Genomic DNA, 25694 nt, shown 5'->3' with positions numbered 1-25694 from the left:
CATGTCCCAGAGTCACCCGTCACTGGGCGCGCCCAGCACGCAACGCATCGTCAAGGTGCGCCGCGACTACAACGCCTGGGTCGGCGACGAAACCCTCGAGGACTACGCGCTGCGCTTCACGCCGCGTTCGTTCCGGCGCTGGTCGGAGCTGCGCGTGGCCAACACCGCAATCGGCGCGGTGTCGTTTCTGGTGCTGGAGGCGATCGGCGGCAGTCTGGTCGTCAATTACGGCTTCACCAACGCGTTCTGGGCCATCGCCGCGGTCTCCGTGCTGATCTGGCTGACGAGCCTGCCCATCAGCTATTACGCCGCGCGCTACGGCGTGGACATGGACCTGCTCACGCGCGGCGCGGGCTTCGGCTATATCGGCTCGACGGTCACCTCGCTGCTTTACGCGGTGTTCACGTTTATTTTTTTCGCGCTCGAAGCGGCCATCATGTCGCTCGCGCTCCAGCTTTATTTCCACATATCGCTGGCGATTGCCTACGTGGTGAGTTCGCTCGTGGTGATCCCGATCGTCATGTTCGGCATCACGCTGATCAACCGCCTGCAAAGCTGGACGCAGCCGCTCTGGCTCGTGCTGTTCGTGCTGCCCTACGCCGCCGTGCTCTGGCATCACCCCGATCTGCTCGCGCAATGGACCACCTTCGCGGGCTTCGCGCCGCAGGGCCGCGCGTTCAGTCTGATCGCGTTCGGTCAGGCGTCGACGGTCGTGTTCGCGCTGATCGTGCAGGTCGGCGAGCAAGTGGACTATCTGCGCTTTCTGCCGCCGCTGACCGCGAAAAACCGCACGCGCTGGTGGCTCGCACTGCTCTCGGCGGGACCGGGCTGGATCGTGCCGGGCGCGCTCAAGATGCTCGGCGGCGCGTTTCTCGCCTTCGTCGCGCTGCAGTACGAAGTCGATGCGAGCCACGCGGCGCAGCCCACGCAGATGTATCTCGTCGCCTATCACCTGCTGCTCGATCCGTTCGGGCTCGCGAGCTGGGCGCTGCCCGCGATGACGCTATTCGTGATCGTCTCGCAGTTGAAGATCAACGTGACCAATGCGTATGCGGGCTCGCTCGCGTGGTCGAATTTTTTCGCGCGGCTCACGCACAGTCATCCGGGCCGCGTGGTGTGGCTCGTGTTCAACGTGATGATCGCGTTGCTGCTGGTGGAAATGGGCGTGTTCGACGCGATCGGCAAGGTGCTCTCGCTCTACGCGAACATCGCGATTGCGTGGGTCGGCGCACTGTTCGCCGATCTCGTCATCAACAAGCCGCTCGGTTATAGCCCGCGCCATATCGAGTTCAAGCGCGCGCATCTCTACGATGTGAATCCCGTGGGCGTGGGCGCGATGCTGATCGCGGCCGCCGTCGCGATGCTCGCGCACAGCGGCCTGTTCGGCGTGCTCGCCAAGGCGATGTCGTCGTTCATCGCGTTCGGCGTGGCGTTCGCGTGCGCGCCCGTGCTCGCGGTGATCACGGGCGGACGCTACTACATCGCGCGCGCGGCGCAACCGACCGGCGACGCCACCTCGCTGCGCTGCGCGATCTGCGAAAACAGCTTCGAGCCCGACGACACGGCGTACTGCCCCGCCTACGGCGGCACGATCTGCTCGCTGTGCTGCTCGCTCGATTCGCGCTGCCACGACCGCTGCAAACCGCACGCGCGCTTCGCCTCGCAGGCCGACCGCGCGCTGCACCGCGTGCTGCCCGGCGCGCGGCTCGGTCCCGCCGCGCTGCGTCTGATTCATTACGCGAGTCTCGTATTCGCGATGCTCGCCGTGCTCGGCAGCGTGCTCTATCTGATCTGGTCGCAGAGCGCGACTTCAGTGGCCGCCGCCGATTCGATCGTCGGCCCTGCCATCGGCCACGCGATTGCGAGCAGCTTTCTGAAGATCTTTCTCGCGCTCTCGCTGGTCGGCTGCATCGCCGCGTGGTGGTTCGTGCTGGAGCGCGAAAGCCGGCGCGTCACGCAGGAAGAATCGCAGCGGCAAAACGAATTGCTGATGCTCGAAATCGACGCGCACCAGAAAACCGACGCGGCGCTCAAGCGCGCGACCGCCGCGGCCGAATCGGCGAACCAGGCGAAAAGCCGCTACGTGTCCGGCCTGAGCCACGAATTACGCACGCCGCTCAACAGCATTCTCGGTTACGCGCAATTGCTGTTACAGGCGAAAGACGAACTCACGCCCACGCGCTACAACGCGGTGCGTACGATCCATCGCAGCGGCGAGCATCTGCTTGCGCTCGTCGACGGTTTGCTCGACGTCGCGCGCATCGAGGCGGGCAAGCTGCAACTGAATATCGCCAAGGTACCGCTCGCGGATTTCGTCGCGCACGTGACGTCGATGCTGCGTCCGCAGGCGCTCGAAAAAGCGCTCGCCTTCGACGTGCAGACAGTCGGACGCCTGCCCGCCACCGTGCGCACCGACCAGAAATGCGTCGGCCAGATCCTCACCAATCTGATCGGCAACGCGATTCGCTTTACGTCGAGCGGCACGGTCACGCTGCGCGTGAGCCACGTGCTCGACACGCTCAAATTCGAAGTCGCCGATACCGGCCCCGGCATTCCGCCCGCCGAAATGGAGCGCCTGTTTTTACCGTTCGAGCGCGGCGTGGCGGCGCACGCGCACGATCACGGCGCGGGCCTCGGCCTCACGATCTGCCGCTTGCTCACGCAGGCGCTCGGCGGCAGTCTCGAAGTGGACAGCGAAGTCGGGCGCGGCACGCGCTTCGTGGTGCGCCTGTTCGCGCCCGCCGTCGACAGCGCCGCTGCCACGCATACCGAACTCGCGTCGATACGCGGCTACACGGGCGCGCGCCGCGCGATTCTCGTGGTCGACGATCTCGACGATCAGCGCGGCATCGTCGTGCAGTTGCTCACGCCGCTCGGCTTCGACGTCGCCGAAGCGGCCAGCGGCACCGACGCGCTGCGCTGGCTCGCCACGCATACGGTGGACGCGATCATCATGGATATTTCGATGCCGCTGATGGACGGCTACGAAACCAGCCGCCTGATCTCCGAAAACCAGCTCTCGAACGCGCCCATCGTGCTGCTCTCGGCCAACGCGTTCGCCGACGACCGCGAGCGCGCGAGCGCGACCGGTTGCGCGGGTTATCTGGTGAAGCCCTTGCAGGTGAATCTGCTGCTCGACAAGCTCGCGCAATTGCTCGCGTTCGAGTGGATCGCGTCCGAGACGAGCGCGCCCGCGCTGCCGGACGCGACTGCGGCCGACCACGCGAAGCCCGCTTTGTCGACTTCGGACGCGCCGCCCGCGCCTGCCGCGTGGCCGCTCGAACTCATCGACCATCTGCATGCGCATCTTGAAGTCGGCTACGTGCAGGGCGTGGTCGAACAGCTCAATGCCGCGCACGCGACCTGGCCCGCGTTGCAGGATCAGATCGACGTGCTGCGCGCATTGGCCGAAGGTTTTCAGTTAAGGGAACTCGAGCATGAACTCGACCGACTTGCGCGCGGCGCCACTTGACGCGCACGCCGCGCTTGCGCCAACGCCACGCACGGACGACGCGGCCGTCTGGCTGCGCGACCGCCCCGTGGTGCTGATCGTCGACGATACGCCGGACAACCTCGCGTTTCTCTCCGATACGCTGCAGGCGCACGGCTATGCGGTGCTGGTCGCGCTCTCGGGCGAGGACGCCCTCAAGCGTCTCGCGCGCGTGACGCCCGACGTGGTGTTGCTCGACGCGATGATGCCCGGCATGGACGGCTTCGAAACCTGTCGCCGCATGAAGCAGGACGCGCGGCACGAGCATCTGCCCGTGATCTTCATGACGGCGTTGACCGAGACCGAGCACGTGGTGCGCGGTTTTCGCGTGGGCGGCATCGATTATGTGACCAAGCCGGTGCGGCCCGAGGAGTTGTGCGCGCGCATCGGCGCGCATGTGCAGCGTTCGCGCGCGCAGCTTTACGCGCAGGCGGCGCTGTCGCTCGACGCGCGCGCGGCGTTGATCGTCGGCGCGGACGGCGCGATCCGCTGGCAGAGTCCGCAGGCCGCGCATCAGATCGCGGCCTACGACACCGGTCGCACGGATACGGCCACCATCCGCGATGCCGACGATGGCGACGATGCGCAGCCGAAGCTGCCGCCGTCGCTGCTCACCTGGTTCGTCGACTGGCTCGCGCGCGGCGCACAGAGCGACGCCGTCCACGAATTCACCTCGGGCCACGTGCGGCGCTCGGCCAGCGCGACGCCCGCACCGGAACCGGGCGAGTGGATCGTCATCCTCAAGGAAACCGACGACACCGTGCATCGCAATGCGCTCGCCGAGCGCTTCGGCCTGACCGCGCGCGAAGCCGAAGTGCTGCTCTGGGTCTCGCGCGGCAAGACCAACCGCGATATCGGCGACATCCTCGGCATGGCGGCGCGCACGGTGAACAAGCATCTTGAACATCTGTTCCGCAAACTGCATGTCGAGACGCGCGCGGCGGCGGCGGGCGTGGCGATCAAGACGCTCGATCGCGCCTGAGATCCGCGTAAAACGGAACCTTTTGGTACCGTTTTGTGTGCATTCTCGTTAGCACCGCGAAGCCGGTTCGTCAGCCGAATGCAACCCTGTCGTAAATATTTGCACCGATACAACACGCATTGATTGTAGGTAATTACCCGTAGTAGGATGCGCAACTCAATTAATAATGATTCGCATTTAGCTTGGGGTTCTTTTCAATGCGTCACCGCCAGATCTACGCTGCACTGCTGCTCGCCTTCTCCGCCACCCCAACGCTCGTGCTCGCGCAAGCCGCTTCCGCCGATGCCGCCAGCGCTGCATCAGAAAGCCCGCAGAAAGCTGGCGCGGATGCGCCCGCAAGCGCCGCCGGCAACGGCGAATTGCCCACGGTCAAGATCAGCGCGAGCGGCGCGCCGCGCGCGGCCTTCGACATGCCCGCCGCCGCGCAGGTGACGAAGTCGTCGGTGCCCTTGAAGGAAACGCCGCAGTCGATCAGCGTGGTGACGCGCGATCTGATGGACGCGCAGCAGGTCCAGACGCTCAACGACGCGCTGCACGACGTGCCCGGCGTGATCTCGGGCACCTATGGCCGGCGCGGCTGGGACGACTTCATCATTCGCGGCCAGACCGCGTCGGATTCGGTCTACCTCGACGGCCTGCGCGCCGCCATCAACAACCGCTTCGCCGAAGAGACCTTCGGCCTGCAGCAGATCGAAGTGCTCAAGGGTCCGGCCACGCTGCTCTCGGGCCTCGTGCTGCCCGGCGGCATGGTCAACGAAGTCAGCAAGCGCCCGGTGGACTACACCTTCGCCGATGTGGACGCCACCGTCGGCAGCCACGGCTACTACCAGGGCAGCGTCGACATGGGCACGCCGCTCTCGGAGAACGGCAAGGCCGCGTTCCGCATCAACGCGCTGGCGATGAATTCGAACGACGCCACCGATTACGTCTGGTCGCGCAATCGCTACATCGCGCCGTCGCTGTCGCTCGATCTCGGTCCACGCACGGAATTCACGATCCTGACCAGCTATCAGGAACGCAATTACATCCGCCAGCAAGGCCTGCCGTGGTCGGGCTCGGTGCTCGCGAACAAGAACGGCAGCCTCTCGCGCAGCACCTTCACGGGCGAGCCCGACCAGCAGCCGTACTCGGGTCACGAGGCGCGCGTGGGCTACAGCTTCGCCCATCACTTCGATTCGGGCTGGACCGTCAACCAGAACTTCCGCTGGCAGCAGTTCTCGCTCGGCGGCCAGCTGGTGGCCAACGGCAAGGTCGCCTCGAACGGCTATACGCTGAGCCGCACGGCCACCGATTCGCAATGGTCCGGCGACACGATCTCGCTCGACAACAACGCGCAAAAGACCTTCGATACCGCGCTCGGCCGCCACGAAGTGACCTTCGGCATCGACTACATGCGCGGTCGCGAAGACGCCGCCTCGACCACCTGCACGGTCGGTTCCATCAACATGTACGACCCGGCTTACACGGGCACGATCACCTGCCCGTCCACGCCGAAGACGCATACGTACACCACGATCCGCGATCTCGGCTTCTACGCGCGCGACCAGATCGCGCTCGGCCAGCGCTGGCGCGTGCTCGCGGGCGTGCGTTACGACAACGCGTCGAGCGACGTGCTGAACGAACTCAAGGACACGCGTAGCGGCAATCCGTCGAGCGCGACCACGGGCTCGGTCGCGCTGATGTACGAACTGCTGCCGGGCGTGCGTCCGTACGTGAGCTACGCGACTTCGTTCTATCCGAACAGCGGCGCGGACGTGAACGGCAGCGCGTTCGATCCGGAAACGGGCAAGCAGTGGGAAGCGGGCGTGAAGTTCGACATCGAAAAAGGCCGCACTAGCGTGACGGTCGCGGCGTTCGATCTGCGCCGCCGCAACGTGCTCGAAGACGATCCGAACAACGACGGCTACAGCATCGCCGTGGGCGAGGAGCATTCGCGCGGCTTCGAATTCAGCTTCAACACCGCGCCGACCAATCACCTGAGCGTGACGGGCGGCTATGCGTACACCTCGGCCGTGATCGCCGACGACGGCGGCCAGACGCCTTCGACCGACGGCACGCGCATCAACAACGTGCCGCGTCACAGCTTCAACGTGTTCGCGCGCTACAAGCTGCCGGGCGAGCTGTATCGCTGGGAAATCAACGGCGGCGTGCGCGGCCAGAGCAGTATGTACGCGTACGGCTACACGATTCCGGGCTTCGTGGTCAGCGACGTGGGCGTGGGCTATAGCGCGCCGCGCTGGCACGCGGCGCTGCGTCTGAGCAACATCTTCAACCGGCATTACTACACGGGCGGCTTGAGCAATGCCGTGGCGCTCGGCGACGACCGCGCGGTGATGCTCACGCTCGGGTATCGCTACTGAGCGAAGACTGAGCGAAGACTGAAGGAAGTGAGGCGGCTGCGCGCGGAGGTTGTGCGCAGCCGTGAAAGGCCATCAGGAAGACGGTAAAGAGCGCAGCGTCAGCCGCGTTTGCGCAGCGGATCGAGCAGGCTGCGCAGACCGTTGTGGTCCATCTCCTGCATCAACGCAAGCAGACGGCCGATCTCGCCAGGCGGAAAGCCTTCGCGGGCGAACCAGTTCAGATAGTGCCCCGGCAGGTCGGCGATGAGCCGGCCTTTGTATTTGCCGAACGGCATGGCGAGGGTGACGAGGCGTTCGAGGTCTTCGACTTTCATGAGAAGCGGCGGAAAAGCAGGCAAGCGGGTGAACGCATGATACCCGGCCTGCTCCGCCGCTTCACGTCATCAGAACGTTTCCCAGTCGTTGCTGTCGTCCTTCGCGACGACAACCGCTTCGCGCACAGGCGCGCGCGGCTCGGTTCGCGCCTCGGTTCGCGCCTCTGCTCGCGCCTCGATCTGCTTCGGCTTCGGCGCGGGCTTCGCGCTGGCCGCGCTGCCCGCACGCTTCATGCTGGCCTGGCTCGACTGGCTCGCCGGCTTCGACGCCAGCACGGGACGGCGCAGCGGCTCGACGCCCGCCGACATCGCGCCAGAACCGCCCGCGAGGTGGAACACCGACACCGCCTCGCGCAGACGCTGCGCCTGATCCTCGAGCGACTTCGCCGCCGCCGCCGCTTCCTCGACGAGCGCCGCGTTCTGCTGCGTGACGTTGTCCATCTGCACGACGGCCTGATTGACTTCCTCGATGCCGGTGCTCTGCTCCTCGGCGGCCGCCGCGATTTCGCCGACGATGCCCGACACCTGGCGGATCGAGTCCTTGATTTGCGACATCGACGCGCTGACCTGCGAAGCCTGATGCGCGCCGCCTTCGATCGTCGCCACCGACGCGCCGATCAACTCCTTGATCTCCTTCGCCGCCGCCGCCGAGCGCTGCGCGAGCGAACGCACTTCGCTCGCCACCACCGCGAAGCCGCGGCCCTGTTCGCCCGCGCGCGCCGCTTCCACGGCCGCGTTGAGCGCGAGAATGTTGGTCTGGAACGCGATGCCTTCGATGATCGTGGTGATCTCCGAAATCTTGCTGGAGCTTTCGCTGATCTGCGACATGGTCGCGACCATCTCCTCGACGGTCGACGCGCCGCCGTCCACGACCTGCGTCGCGTTGCTCGTCAGCTCGCTCGCGTGGCGCGCGTTGTCGGCGCTCTGGCGCACGGTCGTCGTAATCTGCGTCATGCTCGACGCGGTCTCTTCGAGCGACGCGGCCTGCTGCTCCGTGCGCGCCGAAAGATCGGTATTGCCCGCCGCGATTTCGATCGACGCCGACTTCACGCTCTCGGTCGCGTCGCGAATGCCGCGCACGGTGCCTTCGAGCTGGTCGCGCATCTCGCGCAGCGAAAAGATCAGGCTCGACGTGTCGTCGCCCTGCACCTCGACGCGTTGATCGAGACGGCCTTGCGCGATGTTGCGAGCGATTTCCTGCGCGTAAGCCGGCTCGCCGCCGAGCTGGTTCAGAATGCTGCGCCGGATGAGAATCGAGAGCCCGATCGAGATCACCAGACCCGCAAGCGCGAGCGCCAGCAAAGTGCCGCGCCCCGCGTCATAGGTCGAATGCGCCGACGCGGCGGCGCGCTTGTTCTTGTCGACTTCGTAGTCGCGGAAACGGCCGATCGCATCGGTCCACGATTGCAGCGCGGGCGACGTCTGCTGGTTGAGCATGTCGGCGGCCGTGGCGTCGCCCTTCATGCCAAGCGCCGCGTTGTTCATCACGAGCGGTTCGGCGGCCTGCGCGAGCTGGTTGATCTGATTGAGGAGTTCGCGCTCCTGGTCGTCGGTGTCGTCGCTTTGCTGGAGCAAGGCCGAGACCTGCGTGATGGCGTCGTGATAGCTCGCGAGTTTTTCGTCGACGCTGCGCTTTTGCGCTTCCATGCCGGCGGTGTCGTGCGTGACGATCAGGCGTTGCATCGCGAGCGACGCGCCCTGCGCCTTGCCGAGCGCGCGGCCGACGAGGCCGATCTTGGCCGAGCCCGAGTCGAGCCCCGAGGCGATCACGGTGTTGAGCGAATGCAGGACGACGAGCGACGCCCCGACGACGATGGCGAACAGCACCAGCAGGACGCCGAAAGCGACTGAGAGGCGCGTCCCTACGTTGAATCGCGAAAGCTGCATGAGAGACAATCCCCGAAAATAAAAAAAGGTGTCTCTTCCGTTTGCTGTCGCCCCTAAAGACCAAGGGTTGTTGTGATGGCCGGCGCCGCCGCCCAGCTTGCCGTTCTGGCGCAATCGATGTTGGAGGTGTGTGCTTTGCGCCGCGACAGTCGCTCTATCGGCAAGTCTGAGCCAAACTTTAGACGAATACCTCGAATGGCGGCGCAGGCCTTATTCCACGGGCCGCAGATGGCGCGCGAACCACTGCGCCGCGCGTTGGCTGGTGGTGTCGAAATGCTCGACGTAGGGCGTGAAATGGCCGCCGGCGATCATCTCCAGCTGCTTGGGCTGGAGCGCGTCTTCGTAGGCGCGCAGGCAGAGGTCGGTGGCGGTCAGCGTGTCGGCGTCGGCGACGATCATCAGCAGCGGCGTCGGGCTGATGCGCGCGATGTACACGCCCGGTTCGTTTTCGCGCGAGCGTTCGGCGCTGCGCAAGGTCACTTCGTTGCGCCAGGCCGGCGCGAAGGCCGCCGTTGCCGCGAAGAACGCGTGGCTGTCCGCGCCCGCCATCGCGCAAGGTTCGGCGGGATCGGCGCTGGTGGCGGGCAGCATCGCCGGTGCGCCGCCCGCGAAACGCTGGGCGCGGTCCGCTTCGAAGCGCGCCAGCAGCGCGGGCACCTGATCCGCGCGCGTGCGCCGCAACGCCGACTGATAGCCGCTGATTTGCGGCACCTGCGAGACCACGCACTTCACGCGACGGTCGATCGCGGCGACTTCGAGCACGTGACCGCCGCTGAAGCTCGATCCCCAGATGCCGATGCGCGACGCGTCCACGTCGGCGCGCGTCTGCACGTAGCTGATCGCGTCGCGATAGCCGCGCTTCTGCGACACCGGATCGACTTCCTGGCGCGGCAGACCTTCGCTTGCGCCGAAATTGCGATGATCGTAGACGAGCACGGCGAATCCCGCCGCGGCGAACACCTCGGCGTAACGGTCGAGATATTGCTCCTTGACCGCCGAAAAGCCGTGCGCCATCACGATGGCCGGATGCGGTCCCGTTTGCGCCGACGGCAAGTAAAACCAGCCGCGCAGGCGCGCGCCTTCCGAATCGAACTCCACGTTTTCACGTTGCATCGCGTATTCCTCCTGAGTTGAGCGTTTCAGGACGATACGCAGACGCGGCACGCGCTGCGTCGCGCGGCCGGACATCCGCTACGCCGGATCGGACAGCTTGCAATCCGCCGCATTGAAATACGCGCTCGGCGTCGCGCCCGTCACGCGGCGGAACATGGCCGCGAACGCGCCCGGCGTGTCGTAACCGAGCGCGGCGCTCACGTCGGCGACCGGCATGCCGCTCGCGAGCAGCGGCAGCGCGTGCTGCACGCGCACGAGCTGACGCCAGTGCACGAACGACAGCCCGGTTTCGGCGATAAAGAGCCGCGCGAGCGTGCGCGTGGATGCACCCGCCTCAGCGGCCCAGGCGTCGAGCGTGCGCGGATCGCCGGGCGCGCGGAGAATCGCGCCGCAGATGTGCTTGAGCCGGCGGTCGCCGCCCGCGGGCATACGCAGCGGATGGCCGGGCACCCAGTCGATTTCGGCGAGCAGATGCGCGATGACCAGCGCGTCGCGGCCCGTGGGTTCGTCGTCGACGGGAATCGATGCCGCGCGCACGATCAATTCGCGCAGCAACGGCGTGACGTTGACGGCGTGCGGCGTCGACGGAAAACCCGGCGGGCAATGTCCGTCGCGGATATACGGGCTGCGCAGCGAGACCGCGCCGCGCGCGCGCATGGCGTGCGGCGTGTCGGCGGGCATCCAGAGCGCGCGTTGCGGCGGCACGAGCCAGAGCGTGTGCGCGACCGTCACTTCGAGCACGCCGCGCGTCGCGTAGATCAGTTGCGCGCGTGCGTGACGATGCTCGCCGACCTCGAAGCCGTCCGCGTATTCCTTCGCGAGCACCGAAGCGGGACCGGGCGCGCGCTGATAATCGGCGGGATTCGTGCTCCGCGCGGGCAAGTTTGAAGAGGGCGACGAAAGCGGCGCGTTGCGTGAACGGCCTGACGAAGCGGCGGACGGCATGGGCGCGGACGAGCGGTGCAAAGGCCAGCAGTATAGTGCGGCCCCGGCGAGCGCGCCCGCGCCCGCGCGGCTTTAGAACTTGTGCAGCAGGCCCACGCGCCAGACCATCTGGTTGCCGCTCGACGACAGATCGGCGGACCCGACGATATGCGCCGCGTCCAGATCCGTTCCCGTGCTGCCGTTGGTGTGCTGCCACGCGCCCTGCGTGTACACCGAAGTGCGCTTGCTCAGGCTGTAACTGAGCGCGAGCGCGCATTGCAGCCAGTACGGACTGGTACTTGCCTGCGTCTCCTTGAACGAGCCGTGCGTATACGTGACCGCGCCCGCCAGCGACAGATCGGGCTGGATGAAATACTGGCCGTTCAGTTCGAAGTTATCGAATTTCCACGACTTCCAGGCATTGCCGCCGATGTCGCTCACATAGGCGTTCGCGGTCGGATCGTCGACATCGACGTGCGAATACGCGAAGCCCACGTTCGAGCCGTCGGAGAAGGTCCATTTGACGCCCGCGTTGATATTCTGCTGCGACGACGCCGTGAATACCGCGTCGCTGCCCAGCGCGCCGTTCGCCGTTGTGCCGCCATTGTTCGTGCGCATATAGGCCGCGGCCGCGCTCAGCGAACCGGCGGACCACGTCACGCCCGCGCTGTAGTTGCGGTTGTCGGCGAAGCCCGTCGAATTGCTGAAGCCGTAGACCGCTTCGACCTGCGCGCCGCCGAACACCGGCGACAGATACTTGACCGCGTTGTTCACGCGCGTGTCGTAGTCGGCGTTGTCGTTGTCGAACGGATGCGCGGCGAGATCGCCGATCGTGCTGCCCGCCGCCGTGAACGGGCTCCACAGATCGACGGTGGCGTCGTACTGGCGGCCAAGCGTGAGCGTGCCCGCCTGTTGCGAGGCGAGGCCCACGAAAGCCTGACGACCGAACAGGCGGCCGCCCTGATTCGCCGCGCCGGTGGACGCATTGAAGCCGTTTTCGAGTGTGAAGATCGCGCTCAGTCCGCCGCCCAGATCCTCGACGCCCTTGAGGCCCCACATCGACTCCTGGCTGTCGCCGCTGACCATCGCGAAGGCATGATGGCCCGCCGCATTGGAGGTGAAGTTCACGCCTTCGTCGATGGCGCCGTACAGCGTCACGCTGCTCTGCGCATGCGCCGCCGTAGCGCCGAGCAAGACCGTAGCGAGAATGGCGCTCGCGCGCGCTATGGTGTGTTTTTTCATGAGAGGTGGCTTTGTCGTTATCAGCATCTATTTGGATGACTAATTATTTGCAGGCGAAGAACGAATTTTTTGCAGCGCGGCGCGGCCCGAGTCAGATCCGCCCGCCGCCCCGCATTACCTCCTCAGAAAGTCGTGACGACTTCCGGCGTCGTGCTCGCGCTGCGCACATCGGGCGGTCCGGCAAAGCGGTTGCGCACACCCAGACCGAACCACAGCAGCGTCATCACGCCGATCAATCCGAGGCTGACGTAAAGCACTTTCTCGTTCGGCGGCTGGCAACCCACGTACACCAGCACGGAGCCGCCCAGCACGGCCAGCAGCGCCACCGGCTTCGACCACTTGCCCAGATTGAACGGGCCTTTGCGCGTCCACGTGCGACCTTCGGCGTTCAGGCCCGCCGCGATCGGCATCACATAGGAGACGTACAGGAAGACGGCGCTGCCCGTCGAGAGCACGGCGAAGGCGTCGCCGTAGAGCGTCACCGCGATGGCGAGCGCAGAGCACACCCAGATGGCCGCGCCCGGCGTGCCGTAGTCATTCACCTTCTTGAGCCAATCGGCTCGCCTTCCGAAACCGTGAACTTCGAAGGCATGACTCGAATCGAGATTCACGGCCAATGTTCGATGGTCATCGACGCGGCCCGCTCGCGCCTGTTCGGCGTTGAACGCGCCGTGGTCATCGCACGGTTCGCCCCGCTCGAAGCGGTCAAGCGCGTCGGCGTGACCGGACTTGTCGATGCGCTCGCGGGCGGCTCGCCAGTCGGCAACCTCAATGCGCTCGAATCGCTGGTTTGGCGTCGCTACGTTCCAAAGGGCTATCGCGACGGGTATTCGTTGCGCGCAATCGCCAAACGAACCGGCGTGTCGAAGTCAACCCTTGCGCGTGCATCGGAATGGATCGACGGTCAATGCGACGGCTTTGAACCTCGCGCGCTTCGGCGTCTCGAAGAAACCTTCGTGCCGCACGGCGTTTGAGGCGCGATAGTGTTGGAGGCATAACCGCGGTTCAGGGAAGCTTTGCGCGTAACTTGTCGCGCCAGTTCGGCGGAATGGCGACTGTGCCCGATGCGTCATCGCCCCCCCGGCGAAACATGACGGCGCTTTCGTCGGGCATGAATACGGGCAAACTACCGTCCATCGAATCGAAATCGGTTCTGGCTAGAAGCGCGCCGCTGTGTAACTCATACAATCGTCCGACAAAGGAAACAACGTTTCCATTGGCCCCTGTTTCACACGCTTCGGCGCGATATCGGCCGCTAGGCGAAGTAACCGAATAACAGTCGTTTGCTTTCGCGCGCTCCCGTGCATCGAATATGTATTGCACGACAATAAACGCGACGACTATTGAGACGCCGACAACGACGATGCGACGAACGCGCTTTGGCACGCTCATTTCATCACCCTGAATCTGATTGGATCAATCTTCACAACCCGGCAATCAGAGAACAGCACCATATCGCCGCCCGCGTTATGCGCGTCCTGCCAACGCCGGAAGTCGCTGTTATGCACGGGCCAGAATGTGCGACCGTGTGGGCCTTCTGGCCTGATGATGTAATTACTCCAACTCCCCCAGTTCGCTTTTTGTGCAACGAACCCTTCCGGTACAAGACAGATTCCATCCTTGTTCCAGTGTCCGAGATATTGCGGTCCACCTTCGCCCGGATCGTCAAAAAACGAATAAGGATTCTTGACGTATATAGCTACCTTGGTTATCGAAACTTCGATTCCGCCAATGAATAATGGTGTAAATGTCGCTTCGGCAATTGCCGCATACATAGCGAAGCCGCCCAGCGCCCCGGCAAGATCATCCGGCTTACCGTGGCGAAGCATTGCGCCGAAGAATTGTGCCGCCTTATCGAGCGCAGACGTATCTACTTTTACATATTGAAATTGGAAATTATTGTGTAGCGCGTGAATATTTCCCCCGACTAGATCTAGCGTATTGATTCGCTGTCGATGACGGTATGGATAGACACCGCTGACGAGAGATTCCCGTGTGTTGGTGCTTAAGTAGTTAGAATTCTGCAAGTTTTTAAACCCTGATTGCGTGCGCGGATATGAAAGCACCCAATCAAGTTTTATGGTTTCCTTGTCGAAGCGATCAGCCGGGTATACGCCTGTTTTCCCGTCTCGATTGATTCCATGTGGCTTCTGAAAGCTGTTCATCGCCTGATTCTTTGGCGCATAGGCAAACCACTTTCTCAGCAACGCAGCCGACTTGTGCCAACCCATCTTTGACATGGCACCAGGAATTTCAGTGACTTCGAACTTTTCATCGGTCGTGAATGTTTCGGGGCCGCGTGTTATGTCGGGAGAATTTCCGCCTTCTCGGTTCGACCACCAGATATCACCAGATTGTTGCCGCCATTCCCCGTTACTCGGCGTATAGACGGTTAATTCTTGCGCGCTCATAGAGTTCATCAGGAAACCTTTGGAGCGTTCCTTATAGCACTGTGCGTTCACGCAAACCACTCCAAAGCGTCAACGGCTGTCAAGTTTCGAGTTCGCCGTATCATGGTCAACTCCGATGCACTTTATGCGCAGCACATGCCCCCCGCGATATGCAACGCTTGCACCTACAGTCACATGTGAAGGTGCGCCGCCTTGAAGCTGACGTTGACCGCATGGCCGATGTACTCGCGTTGATCGTCACGCTTGCCGACAGCGACCCCGCGCCGTTCACGCCCGCCGACACCCTGACCGAAATCGCGCGGCTCGGGCGCGCCGCGTTGATCGGCGCAACACCGCCCGACACGTCGCCTTGACGGTCAGGAACAAATCCTCTAGCCTTTCGTCAGGTTCGAAGTAGTGTGTTCGCAAGACCGAAAAGCCCCGGAACGGGGCTTTTTTCGTTCATGGCGGGCCTCGGAAGGGTCGCGGAGCACCCAAGCATAGGCGACCCCGTTCATCGCCTAGAAAGCCCGCCAATCGAACAGACAGAATTCCGAAATAAATATATAGCAGTCCATACATATTCGTATAGGTCCGCATATACCCGGAAGCCCCATGAAACCCACGCCGACGCCGACGCCCCGAACACGCGAACGGAAGTGGCGTCGTATCATGGCGCGACAACTCGCGCACCATCCGCTTTGTAAGCATTGCTGGGATGAAGGCGGGTTTGTTGTCGAAGCAACGGAGCATGAGTTCCTGCGTGTAGCCCATGCTGCCGAGAATGCTGGCGTCGTGATCCGCCGCATCCGTCTTCGGGGTGGGTTCCATCCTGATCTCCTGGTCGGGTCGGCCCGCGTGCGCCTGGCGCGCGCGCCGGTTTGCCTGCGTTGCCGGTGTGTTGTCGTGCGTGTTTTAGTTGGTTGTGCTTATTCTTATTGCGCGGCGACGACTTGCGCGTCGCCGGGTGCTGCGGACTGCTTGTTTAAAGCGCGATCGTTCAGCGAGAGCGGCAAAAAGCGGCCCGCCGCAGCGGGCCGTTTGCTTCAGGGGAACTTCGCCATGATGTGGCGCGCGCACGTGTACTCTTCCAGCGCGAACACCGACATGTCCTTGCCGTAGCCCGACCGCTTCATGCCGCCGTGCGGCATTTCGCTCACGAGCGTGAAGTGCGTGTTGATCCACGTGCAGCCGTATTGCAGTTCGGCGGCCACCTTGAAGGCCTTGTTGACGTCGCGGGTCCAGACCGAACTCGCGAGGCCGAAGTCCGAATCGTTGGCCCAGTCGATCGCCTGCTCCGCGCCGTTGAAACGCGTGACCGACACCACCGGCCCGAACACTTCGCGGCGCACGATCTCGTCGTCCTGACGCGCGCCCGCCACCACGGTCGGCTCGTAGAAGAAGCCGCGGCCGTCGGCGAGCTTGCCGCCCGTCGTGATCTCGATGTGCTTCTGGCTCGCCGCGCGCTCGACGAAACTCGCCACGCGTCCGCGCTGGCGCTCGGAGATCAGCGGTCCCATCTCCACGCCTTCGAGATGCTGCTCGCCGTAGCGGATCGAACTCACGGCGCTCGACAGATCGGCAACGAGGCGATCGTAGATTTTGTCTTCCGCGTAGACGCGGCACGCGGCCGTGCAGTCCTGTCCCGCGTTGTAGTAACCGAAGGTGCGCAGGCCGGCCACCACTTCGTCGAGATCGGCGTCGTCGAACACGATCACGGGCGCTTTGCCGCCCAGTTCCAGGTGCGTGCGCTTCACCGTGCGCGACGCCGCTTCGAGAATGCGCTGGCCCGTCGAGACATCGCCGGTGATCGAAATCATGCGCACTTGCGGCTGCGTGATGAGCGGCGCGCCCACGGTGTCGCCGCGTCCCGTCACCACGTTGATGACGCCTGCCGGAAAAATCGCCGCGATCAGTTCGGCGAGCTTGAGCGTGGTGAGCGGCGTCTGCTCGGACGGCTTGAGCACGACTGTGTTGCCCGCCGCGACGGCGGGCGCGAGCTTCCACGCGGCCATCATCAGCGGATAGTTCCACGGTGCGATCGAGGCGATCACGCCCAGCGAATCGCGGCGGATCATGCTCGTGTGGCCCGCCAGATATTCGCCCGCGACCGGGCCGTGCTGCGTGCGGCACGCGCCCGCGAAGAAGCGGAACACGTCGGCGACCGCGGGGATTTCGTCGTTGAGCGCGCCGAGATACGGCTTGCCGCAATTGAGCGATTCGAGCCGCGCGAATTCGGTGGCACGCGACTCGATGGCGTCGGCGAGCTTGAGCAGCAGCGTGGCGCGATCCTTCGGCGTGCTGCGCGCCCACGCGGGCCACGCGCGGCTCGCGGCGGCCGTGGCCGCCTGCACCTGTTCGAGCGACGCCTCGGCCACGAGCGCGATCACTTCGCCCGTCGACGGATTGAAAATGTTTTCCTTGCTGCCGTGGCCCGGCACGAATTCACCGCCGATCAGCAGGTTCGTTTGCATCGATTTTTCCATTTGCTCTCTCTTCGTTGAGCCCACGCTCTTGAGTGTCGGTCTTGTCCGCGATGGCCGCGCGCTGTTCAGCGGCTGCTGCCTGCGGTGCTTTCGGTGTCGCGCGTGAGATACCACGCGCCCAGAATCGGAATCATCGTGATGGCCATCACCATCAGCGCAACCACGTTGGTCACGGGGACGTCGCGCGGCCGCGAAAGCTGGTTCAGCAGCCAGATCGGCAGCGTGCGCTCCTGCCCCGCCGTGAACGTCGTGACGATGATCTCGTCGAAGCTCAGCGCGAACGCGAGGATCGCGCCCGCCAGCAGCGCCGTGGCGATCTGCGGCAGCACGACGTAGCGGAAGGTCTGCCAGCCGTCCGCGCCCAGATCCATCGACGCTTCCACGAGGCTCGCGGGCATGCGCCGCATCCGCGCGACCACGTTGTTGTAGACCATCACCACGCAGAACGTGCCGTGCCCGACCGCGATGGTCCAGAAGCCCAGGTCGAGATTCGCGGTCTTGAACGCGGACAGCAACGCGATGCCGGTGATGATGCCGGGCAGCGCGATCGGCAAAATCAGCGCGAACGTAATCGCTTCCTTGCCGAAGAAGTTGCGACGGTACAGCGCGCCCGCCGCCGCCGTGCCGAGCAGCACAGCGAGCAGCGTCGCGAGCGCCGCCACTTTCACCGAGAGCCACGCGGCCGCGAGCATGTCGTCGCGCGCGAAGGCTTCGGTGAACCAGTGCAGCGTGAAGCCCTTGAGCGGGAAGCTGAACGCGCTGGTTTCGGTGTTGAACGCGTAGAGCGCGACCACGAGAATCGGCAGATGCAGGAACGCGAGGCCGCCCCAGGCGGCGCAGCGCAGCAGGCGCGAGGGTTGGGCGTCAGAGTGCATCGAAGGCTCCCAGGCGTTTGGCGACGGCGAGATACACGCCGATCAGCACCATCGGCACGACCGTGAAGGCGGCGGCCATCGGCACGTTGCCGATCGAGCCTTGCATCGTGTAGACCATGGTGCCGATAAACAGGCCGCTCGGTCCCACCAGTTGCGGAATGATGTAGTCGCCCAGCGTGAGCGAGAACGTGAAGATCGAGCCCGCCGCGATGCCGGGAAACGCGAGCGGCAGGATCACCGTGCGGAAGGTCTGACGCGGATGCGCGCCGAGGTCGGCGGACGCCTGCAGCAGATTGGCCGGAATGCGCTCGATGGCGGCCTGGATCGGCAGGATCATGAACGGCAGCCAGATATACGTGAAGACAAGGAAGCGGCCGATGTTCGAGGTCGAGAGCGAGTCGCCGCCGATCACGGGCACGCGCAGCAGCGCATCGAGCGCGCCGCGCAGATGCAGCGTGTCGATGATCCAGTAGAGCACGCCGCCTTGCGCGAGAATCACGGTCCACGCGTAGACCTTGACGATGTAGCTGGCCCACATCGGCAGCATCACGGCCACGTAAAACAGGCCCTTTTTCCAGCCCCTCGCGTAGCGCGCCATGTAGTACGCGACCGGAAACGCGAGCAGCGCACTCGCGATCGTCACGCAACAGGCCATGCCGGTCGTGCGCAGGACCACGTCGAGATTCGCGGGGTCGCGGATCAGCGCCACATAGTTCGCGAGCGTGAAGTCGGGGCTCACGGCCATCGTGAAGTCGTCGAAGCGCCAGACGCTTTGCAGCAGCAGCGCGAACAGCGAGCCCAGATAGACCACGCCGAACCACAGCAGCGGCGGCAGCAGCAACAGCAACAAATACAGATTCGCGTGGCGATGCAGGAAGCCGCTCGCGCGGCGCACCAGGCCGTCGCGTGGCGGGACGGCGCGCGGGACCGCGGCGTTCGAAGTCGTGGTCATGCTCACCCCCGCAGCTCCAGCGTCACCATCGCGCGGCGCGCCCAGGCGAGCGTGACGGCGTCGCCGACCGCGGGCAGCGTCGTCGTCGCATCGTCCTGATTCGCGATCGTCACGGCGAGGCGCTGGCCCGCATCCGAACGCACCTCGAAGCGGCTCGTCGCGCCGTAGTACTGGATGTCGATCAGCGTGCCGGGCAACTGCACGTCGTCGGCGTTTGCGGGCGATGCGCCGCCGAAACGAATGTGCTCGGGGCGAATCGCAAACGGCTGGGCCGCGCCGAGGCGTTGCAGCGAGGCCGCGTCGGCGATCACGTTCGAGGTGCCCACGAAATCGGCGACGAACGGCGTGGCCGGACGCGTGTAGAGATTGCGGGGCGTATCCACCTGCTCGATGCGGCCTTTGTTGAACACGGCCACGCGATCCGACATCGACAGCGCCTCGCCCTGATCGTGCGTGACGTAGATGAAGGTCACGCCGAGCTTGCGCTGCAAGCTCTTGAGTTCGATCTGCATCTGCTCGCGCAGCTTGAGATCGAGCGCGCCGAGCGGCTCGTCGAGCAACAGAATGCGCGGACGCCGCACCAGCGCGCGCGCCAACGCCACGCGCTGCCGCTGACCGCCCGACAACTGGCCGGGACGGCGCGCGCCATAACCGCCGAGCGCGACGAGTTCGAGCGCTTCCTCCGCCTGACGATGGCGCGTGCGTTTATCGACGCCGCTCACCAGCAGTCCATAGGCCACGTTGTCGCGAATATTCATGTGCGGGAACAGCGCGTAGTCCTGGAACACGGTGTTCACGTCGCGCTGATACGGCGGCAGGCCGGTCGCGTCGCGAGCATGCAGGACGACGCGGCCCGCGCTCGGCTGCTCGAAGCCCGCGATCAGACGCAGACAGGTCGTCTTGCCCGATCCCGACGGTCCGAGCATCGAGAAGAATTCGCCGTCGTGGACGACGAGCGAAACGTCATCCACGGCGCGCACGCCGTCGTAGTGACGCGAAACCCTGGAGAATTCGACTGCGCTATTCATGATGTTTCCTGCCGGTTGCGGCTGCATTCTTCTGCTTTCGATGCCGTGATGCGAAGCGATCCGGGCGCGGCTGAAGACGCGCCCGTGGCTCTATCGACCACCCATGATCGAGATGAAATCCTGGGTCCATCGGCTGTACGGCACGCACTTGCCCTGCGAACCGCAATTGGCGACCGGCGTCTTCCAGAAGTGAATCTGATCGAAGCGGTCATAGCCGTTTGCCGCGCAGAAGTTCGAACCGCCCACCGCCGCCTGCTGGCAACCGCCCTGGATCACCGGATTCGAGCCGAACCATTCGGCCAGATCGGCCTGCAATTTGCGGTTCAGCGACCAGTTCATCCACTTGTAGGCGCAGACCGGATGCGGCGCGTCCGCGTGCATCATCGTGGTGTCGGCCCAACCCGTCGCGCCTTCCTGCGGAATCGTCGCGGCGATCGGGAATTTCTCGGCTTGCAGCGAGTTCACCGCATAACCCCATGCGCTCGACACGGCCACGCCTTCGTTCTTGAAGTCGTTCATCTGCACCGTGACGTCGTGCCAGTAACGATGCACCAGCGGCTTTTGCGCGCGCAGCACCTTGAGCACTTCGGCGTATTGCGCTTCGTTCAGCTCGTACGGGTCCTTGATGCCGAGCGCGGGATTCTTGTGCATCAGATAGACGGCGGCGTCGGCCACATAGATCGCGCCGTTATAGGCCTGCACGCGGCCCTTGTTGCTCTTGCCGTCCGGCAGCGTCTGCTGCTCGAAGACGACCGACCACGAAGTGGGCGCCTTCGGGAAAATCTTCGTGTTGTACGCGAGGAAATTCGCGCCCCACTGATACGGCACGCCGTAATGGACGCCGTTGACCGTGTGCCACGGCGCGTTCTGCAGCCGCGGCTCGATCGTGTTCCAGGCGGGAATCAGCGCCGTGTTGATCGGCTGCACCTTCTTGCCGTAGACGAGCCGCAGGCTCGCATCGCCCGATGCGGTGACGAGGTCGTAGCCACCCTGGTTCATCAGCGAGACCATTTCGTCGGAGGTCGCGGCCGTCTTCACGTTCACCTTGCAGCCCGACTCCTTCTCGAAGCCGGTGACCCAGTCGTATTTCTTGTCGGTGTCGCCGCGCTCGATGTAACCCGGCCACGCGATGATGTTGACCTGGCCTTCCGGCTTCCCCAGTTGCGTGAGCGGACCGGCCGCGCTGGCCAGCCCCGTGTTGACGAGCGCGGCAAGGGCAATGGCGGCAGCCATGTAAGGGGTGTGCGACATGCTCCGATTCCTCGTGGTTGTGGCCCGGGCGGCGTACCGGAAAGCCCCGTGGGCAAAGGGTTTGAGGCAATACGATGATGGACGGAGCTATTCTAGGAGGCGGTCGTTTTTGACCGATAGGCCGAAACCCAGATACGAGCTATCGGTAATGCCGAAGGCTATCGCCGTACAAGTCGACGAAAACCTGCTCGAACGTGGCGACGCAACGGGTTGGGAATCGAGGCTCGCCCGTATGACACGGAGCTTTCAGACCCGGCGAAGCACCGTGGATTCGCCGCCCGGCGGGCCTCTACGGATGCGGCGGCGCCGCAGACGGACTCCGTAAAAACCCGAACGAGAGTGCGTAAAAATCGCGTCAATTTCGGCGAAAGCGAACGCTCGGAGAACGATATCGATATTTCAGATCGACGATTTGCTGTGCGTGCGCGAGTACTCGCGGGCCACGACGAGGAAGTGCTGCACCATCTCCGGCAGCGTGAGGCTGCGCCGCCAGGCGATGCCGATATCCACGGTCGGCATCTCGCCGAGAATCTTGCGCACCTCCAGCCGGTCGCCGTCGAGCGACCACGGGCGATACAGCACATCGGGAAGAATCGACAGGCCCGCGCCGGTGGCCACCAGACTGCGCACCGCTTCCACCGACGCCGTGCGCATCACCGTGTTCGGCCGTAGACCCGCCGCGCGCCAGAACGCGGTGGTGTTGTCTTCCAGCTCGTCCACTTTCAGCATGATCATGCCTTCGTTGGCGATCTCCTGAAGCGAGATGCTGCCGAGCCCGCGCAGCGCGTGATTCGCGGGCAGCCACAAACGCCACGCGGCTTTGATCAGCGATTCGGTTTCGATGGCCTGACTGTTCTGCACGTTCGAAACGATCAGCACGGCGACATCCAGCTCGCCGTTGACGAGCAGATGCTCGATGTAATCGCGCTGATCTTCGACCACCTGCACTTCGACTTTGGGAAAGACGCGCTTGTAGTGGTCCAGCAGATAAGGCAGAAAGTAGCCCGTCATCAGACTCGTGACGCCGACGTTCAAGCGGCCCGTCTTGGTGTCCGGGCGCGCGGAGAGCGCTTGCTGGGCGTTGCGGACGGCGGCGAGGATCTGATGCGCGTGACGCAGGAACTGGTGGCCCGCATGCGTGAGCACCATGCCGCGCGCGTGACGCACGAAGAGTTGCGCGCCGAGTTCGCTTTCGAGCCCTTTGATGGCTTCGGTGATGACCGACTGCGAGATGTTGAGTGTCTGCGTGGCGCCCGTCACGGATTCGGCTTCCGCCACCGCGATAAAGTAACGCACGCTTTTGACGGAGAGGCTCATGGGGGTGGTGCGGGATTTTGGGATTGGGGGAGTATATAACCTGTCCGTTTTCTATCGAATATCTGATCAAGCGGCGCAGTCAGTAGCGAGGAACATATACCGGACGACGAAGTTCGGCCAAGAGCGGCCCCTCTTCCTCGCTGTTCGTCGAAATTTGATCCATACGGCGCGGCTGAACACATCAAAGTCAGAACGTGTGCGAGATATCGCGTACCGTAAGCGCTTTGGCTTCCTCTCCTTCCATCCCATGATCACTGTCCGGACACTAGACGCCCATGACGCGGAGCAATTCAAAGCCGTGCGTCTTCTCGCCGTCGACAACTCCCCCACTGCCATATGGCCTACCCGCCAGGAGGAAATGGCGCGCTCGATCGCGGAGATCGTAGGCCGCATTCGTTCGACGCGAACACAGGCCGTCTTTGGTGCGTTTGAAGTTGACGTGCTGGTCGGCATCACGGGCATTCGTCGCGAGCCGCTATCTCAAGTGAGTCACAAGGCCACCATTTGGGGCGTGTTTGTCAACCCTTCATACCGCGGGCGGGGAATCGCACAAACACTTTTAGCCGCAGCTACAGCTCACGCGACCGACGAGTGGAACACCATCCAGTTGATGCTTTGTGTCAATGCGGAAAGCCTGTCAGCGAAGAGGCTTTATGCGTCGCAGGGCTTTCATGTGTTCGGCGTGGAGCCGCGAGCGATGAAGGTCGAAGATCGCTTCTATGACGAGGAGCACATGTTCAAAACGCTGGTCTAGCGAGTCGCCTCCTCACTCCAAGCTGCCTCTAGCCGCACAGGAAGGCGGATTCAACCGGTCAGTCGACATCGTCTCCTGGATCGTGGACAATCAGCGCCTCGATCCAGTCGGGGTCGTCATGTGCCGGCCGGCCGCGACCTCATTCGAGAAAACGCGAAGTGACTACTTCTGCGCCTACGCCAGCAACACTAAAAAGGCGTCAATGTTCGTGGGCAGTTGAGCAAAGCGCTGATCAAGCGCGGCTGTGCCGTACGCCTCTTCCAACTGGCTCCATTCAGCACGCAGCAATGGAAGAAAGCAAAGGTCGCTGTTTCCAAGTGAGTCCCTGCATAGCCGTGTATCAATCTCTGCATTAGCAAGCTGAGCGATGGCCACCACGACGATAAAGCAGTCCTCTCGTGATGCCCTGTACGTGACGTCGCTAGTATGTCCTTTGTAGCTCAGCCTGACGGTAAGAGCGGCGACGGGGGCAGGGAGAGAAATCATGTGCTCCGGATCAAGCAGATGGTTCCACTGACCAACAATCTCTTCCGTGTCGAGTCCCCAGTCCACCGTTAAGAAGGCATCACGGTGGCGCAAGAGTTGCCAATCTTCAGCGCGCCAACGGCCACGCTCCGACGGCAGAGCGAGTAAGCTGCGCACGATATCGAGCTTCGCCTTACCGCCAGGATCAGCGAGGGTCTCTGTCTTTGTCGGAACGGTTGTAATGGGAGCGTGCCCAAAGAGACGGCTTGGCATCTTGACCATTGTTGGAGCGCTGCTGTAATTGTCAGGCTATCTTACAAGAATTCCGCCTTGCGAAATCAACAGTGCTGAGCGACAGATTTTCGATGCACAGAATGACCACACAGGGTCGCTTATGCTTTTTGCAAAGGATGGCGTGCCCGCGGCGATCGCCACGCTTCGTCGTCGGGCGCTGCCCGGCCACAACCGGTCGTTCGACATCGCTGGCTGGATCGTTGACAATGCCGGCTGTGGATAACGTCGAGATCGGAAGAATGGATAAGAACCGAGCGTTTCTGCTGCCGTTCGGAATCGACCTAAGGGTTGAAGACGGAATCGTAAGTATCGAATCTAACTTGCCGGATGCACTACCTAGGTTTAGCGATCCCGTGGAAAACAGGCGTATCGTCGGGATTGTTAAAGGCGTCGAGCAATTGTTGCTTTCGCTCGCCCGCGTCGGTATCGGCTTGTCCAACCCGCAGTTCGCGGAGGCAATCCACGATTGCGTATCTAACCTCCATTCAGTTCGATCGACGCGTCGTCCTAAATCGCCGACAATCCGACGGTGGAGCGACAATAAGGGATGAGAGATGGGTTCATGGGTTCGGTGCAAGTGTGATCGACTTGTTCATAAGAACCTGTTCTGCGGAACGGGCATATCGTTGCTTGCGACGGAAGAATTCCTTGATTCAAACCACGAGGGAAGAAGCGCAGATGATCTGATCTCTGATCTCGTTCGGCGGTCTGACCTCCTCCTCACCTGCGGAAACTGCGGCCGGAAAATCTTAGTGAGGGAGACAAAAGACGTATTCGAGGTCCGGTTCTTCAAACCAGAACAAGACGAGTAGGCACGAATTGGCGCCGGTTCGCTCCCAGTCAATCGGGAGGGAAGTGGCATTTCAAGGTCGGCCAGGAGCGGGCATTCACGAGATCCATCACAAAACGCCGCCATTTAGACCACGGACATTGATCGATGTTATTCGGTTCGAAATCTGAGTTTGCCATCGAAGCCATGATCGAACCTGGTCTGGTCCCGCCTTCCGCCGTCTACGGGCGAATGCAAGTATGGTGCGCGAATACGTCGATAGGCGATTTTTCTAATCCTCGATGTTCTTTGTATCCGGCATATCTAGGATTCAAACAGCTCGTGGCGGCCCTTCCAGATCTTTGGCGAAGTGATCTGGACAATCTGAACGACGAACAGTTAATCGATCGTCTTGATCGGCTACTGTACGGGGCTCAAGGCGATCAATTGCTTGAAGATGACGTTCGAACCGCCTTCGAATGCGAGCGCGATTGGGAGAAATATGGCGTTTTCAATTTCTTGACGAATTGGGGCGAGCAATTCGACCGGGAAGGCAAGGCTTTCATTTTCTGCCCGCCGGCACAAGCGGCGAAGATTCTTATTCTGCGACGTGGCTCCGACACGATTCTGCCCTTGCATGCAGCAGTGCCCGCCGCCGCCGCTATCGATAAGTTCCTCAGGTGGTTTGATGAATCAGCAGCGCTGCTTGCCAACCCAAACTCGATCTAGGCGCATACGTTGAACGGTCGCTTTGGGGAAAGTCAAAGGTCAGCAACGGGTCGCACTCAGACTCTCCCCTCT

At 63.3% G+C, this 25694-nt stretch carries 21 protein-coding genes and 1 pseudogene; 7 read left to right on the top strand and 15 right to left on the bottom strand.

All coding sequences use genetic code 11. The features are described from left to right. Position 1 precedes the first annotated feature (1 nt). From BMY06_RS05285 to BMY06_RS05275, 3 genes are all read left to right on the top strand, one after another. Entirely contained in the window at positions 2–3472 is a 3471-nt protein-coding gene (locus BMY06_RS05285; protein ID WP_074982185.1) for a hybrid sensor histidine kinase/response regulator, read from the top strand. Between the two features lie 67 nt (positions 3473–3539). Next, positions 3540–4472 (top strand): response regulator transcription factor, encoded by a 933-nt coding sequence (locus BMY06_RS05280; RefSeq protein ID WP_074982186.1) that lies wholly within the window; start codon positions 3540–3542, stop codon positions 4470–4472. A 197-nt stretch (positions 4473–4669) separates the two neighbouring features. Beyond that, the gene (locus BMY06_RS05275) at positions 4670–6832 is read left to right on the top strand and encodes a TonB-dependent siderophore receptor (RefSeq protein ID WP_074981901.1); all 2163 of its coding nucleotides are present in this window, start codon (positions 4670–4672) and stop codon (positions 6830–6832) included. A gap of 98 nt (positions 6833–6930) precedes the next feature. On the opposite strand, the gene BMY06_RS05270 is transcribed toward BMY06_RS05275, so the two are convergent. From BMY06_RS05270 to BMY06_RS05245, 6 genes and pseudogenes are all read right to left on the bottom strand, one after another. Further along, complete coding sequence (locus BMY06_RS05270; protein WP_065060963.1) at positions 6931–7146, bottom strand: DUF3820 family protein; 216 nt, start codon at positions 7144–7146, stop codon at positions 6931–6933. A 69-nt stretch (positions 7147–7215) separates the two neighbouring features. After that, positions 7216–9033, bottom strand: coding sequence for a methyl-accepting chemotaxis protein (locus tag BMY06_RS40455; protein ID WP_074981899.1), 1818 nt, complete (start codon positions 9031–9033; stop codon positions 7216–7218). Positions 9034–9243: 210 nt separating this feature from the next. Next, positions 9244–10146: an alpha/beta hydrolase gene (locus tag BMY06_RS05260; protein ID WP_074982183.1), complete on the bottom strand. Its 903-nt coding sequence runs from the start codon at positions 10144–10146 to the stop codon at positions 9244–9246. A gap of 78 nt (positions 10147–10224) precedes the next feature. Next, positions 10225–11028: an AraC family transcriptional regulator gene (locus tag BMY06_RS05255; protein WP_234774684.1), complete on the bottom strand. Its 804-nt coding sequence runs from the start codon at positions 11026–11028 to the stop codon at positions 10225–10227. Between the two features lie 135 nt (positions 11029–11163). Beyond that, a complete protein-coding gene (locus BMY06_RS05250; RefSeq protein WP_074981894.1) occupies positions 11164–12312 on the bottom strand; it encodes a porin in 1149 nt (382 codons plus the stop codon). 122 nt (positions 12313–12434) lie between these two features. Continuing rightward, positions 12435–12869 (bottom strand): annotated as a pseudogene (locus BMY06_RS05245) (amino acid permease); the annotation flags it as partial. Between the two features lie 66 nt (positions 12870–12935). On the opposite strand from BMY06_RS05245, the gene BMY06_RS05240 reads away from it, so the two are divergent. Further along, a complete protein-coding gene (locus BMY06_RS05240) occupies positions 12936–13286 on the top strand; it encodes a helix-turn-helix domain-containing protein (RefSeq protein ID WP_074981893.1) in 351 nt (116 codons plus the stop codon). Between the two features lie 31 nt (positions 13287–13317). Here BMY06_RS05240 and BMY06_RS38465 read toward each other — a convergent pair whose 3' ends face one another. Both BMY06_RS38465 and BMY06_RS38460 read right to left on the bottom strand, forming a co-directional pair. Next, positions 13318–13704, bottom strand: coding sequence for a hypothetical protein (locus tag BMY06_RS38465; protein ID WP_124263103.1), 387 nt, complete (start codon positions 13702–13704; stop codon positions 13318–13320). Continuing rightward, on the bottom strand, positions 13701–14723 hold the full coding sequence (locus BMY06_RS38460) for a DUF6402 family protein (RefSeq protein ID WP_237181754.1): 1023 nt from the start codon (positions 14721–14723) through the stop codon (positions 13701–13703). Before BMY06_RS38460 ends, BMY06_RS38465 begins: the two co-directional genes overlap by 4 nt. Positions 14724–14935: 212 nt before the next feature. Between BMY06_RS38460 and BMY06_RS39500 the strand changes: the two genes are divergently transcribed. After that, entirely contained in the window at positions 14936–15076 is a 141-nt protein-coding gene (locus tag BMY06_RS39500) for a hypothetical protein (RefSeq protein WP_161495602.1), read from the top strand. Between the two features lie 672 nt (positions 15077–15748). On the opposite strand, the gene BMY06_RS05235 is transcribed toward BMY06_RS39500, so the two are convergent. The 6 genes from BMY06_RS05235 to BMY06_RS05210 form a co-directional block, all read right to left on the bottom strand. Continuing rightward, a complete protein-coding gene (locus BMY06_RS05235) occupies positions 15749–17176 on the bottom strand; it encodes a gamma-aminobutyraldehyde dehydrogenase (RefSeq protein WP_110327331.1) in 1428 nt (475 codons plus the stop codon). Positions 17177–17253: 77 nt separating this feature from the next. Further along, on the bottom strand, positions 17254–18063 hold the full coding sequence (locus tag BMY06_RS05230; protein ID WP_065060969.1) for an ABC transporter permease: 810 nt from the start codon (positions 18061–18063) through the stop codon (positions 17254–17256). Next, positions 18053–19015, bottom strand: a complete 963-nt coding sequence (locus tag BMY06_RS05225; protein ID WP_074981891.1) for an ABC transporter permease — start codon at positions 19013–19015, stop codon at positions 18053–18055. Before BMY06_RS05225 ends, BMY06_RS05230 begins: the two co-directional genes overlap by 11 nt. 2 nt (positions 19016–19017) lie before the next feature. Continuing rightward, a complete protein-coding gene (locus BMY06_RS05220) occupies positions 19018–20043 on the bottom strand; it encodes an ABC transporter ATP-binding protein (RefSeq protein ID WP_065061044.1) in 1026 nt (341 codons plus the stop codon). Positions 20044–20133: 90 nt separating this feature from the next. After that, entirely contained in the window at positions 20134–21294 is a 1161-nt protein-coding gene (locus tag BMY06_RS05215; RefSeq protein WP_234774685.1) for an ABC transporter substrate-binding protein, read from the bottom strand. Positions 21295–21693: 399 nt separating this feature from the next. After that, positions 21694–22611, bottom strand: a complete 918-nt coding sequence (locus BMY06_RS05210) for a LysR family transcriptional regulator (RefSeq protein ID WP_065060972.1) — start codon at positions 22609–22611, stop codon at positions 21694–21696. Positions 22612–22858: 247 nt separating this feature from the next. On the opposite strand from BMY06_RS05210, the gene BMY06_RS05205 reads away from it, so the two are divergent. Next, positions 22859–23365: a GNAT family N-acetyltransferase gene (locus BMY06_RS05205; protein WP_074982181.1), complete on the top strand. Its 507-nt coding sequence runs from the start codon at positions 22859–22861 to the stop codon at positions 23363–23365. Positions 23366–23539: 174 nt separating this feature from the next. Here BMY06_RS05205 and BMY06_RS05200 read toward each other — a convergent pair whose 3' ends face one another. Further along, positions 23540–24112 (bottom strand): hypothetical protein, encoded by a 573-nt coding sequence (locus BMY06_RS05200; protein ID WP_074981887.1) that lies wholly within the window; start codon positions 24110–24112, stop codon positions 23540–23542. 949 nt (positions 24113–25061) lie between these two features. Here BMY06_RS05200 and BMY06_RS05195 point away from each other — a divergent pair. Further along, positions 25062–25622, top strand: a complete 561-nt coding sequence (locus BMY06_RS05195) for a hypothetical protein (protein ID WP_124263100.1) — start codon at positions 25062–25064, stop codon at positions 25620–25622. Positions 25623–25694: the final 72 nt, after the last annotated feature.

Origin of the sequence: Paraburkholderia tropica (assembly GCF_900109265.1) — a bacterium.
Lineage (GTDB): Bacteria > Pseudomonadota > Gammaproteobacteria > Burkholderiales > Burkholderiaceae > Paraburkholderia > Paraburkholderia tropica.
Note: the sequence above shows the minus strand (reverse complement) of the source record. Positions and strands in the feature narration are given on the sequence as shown.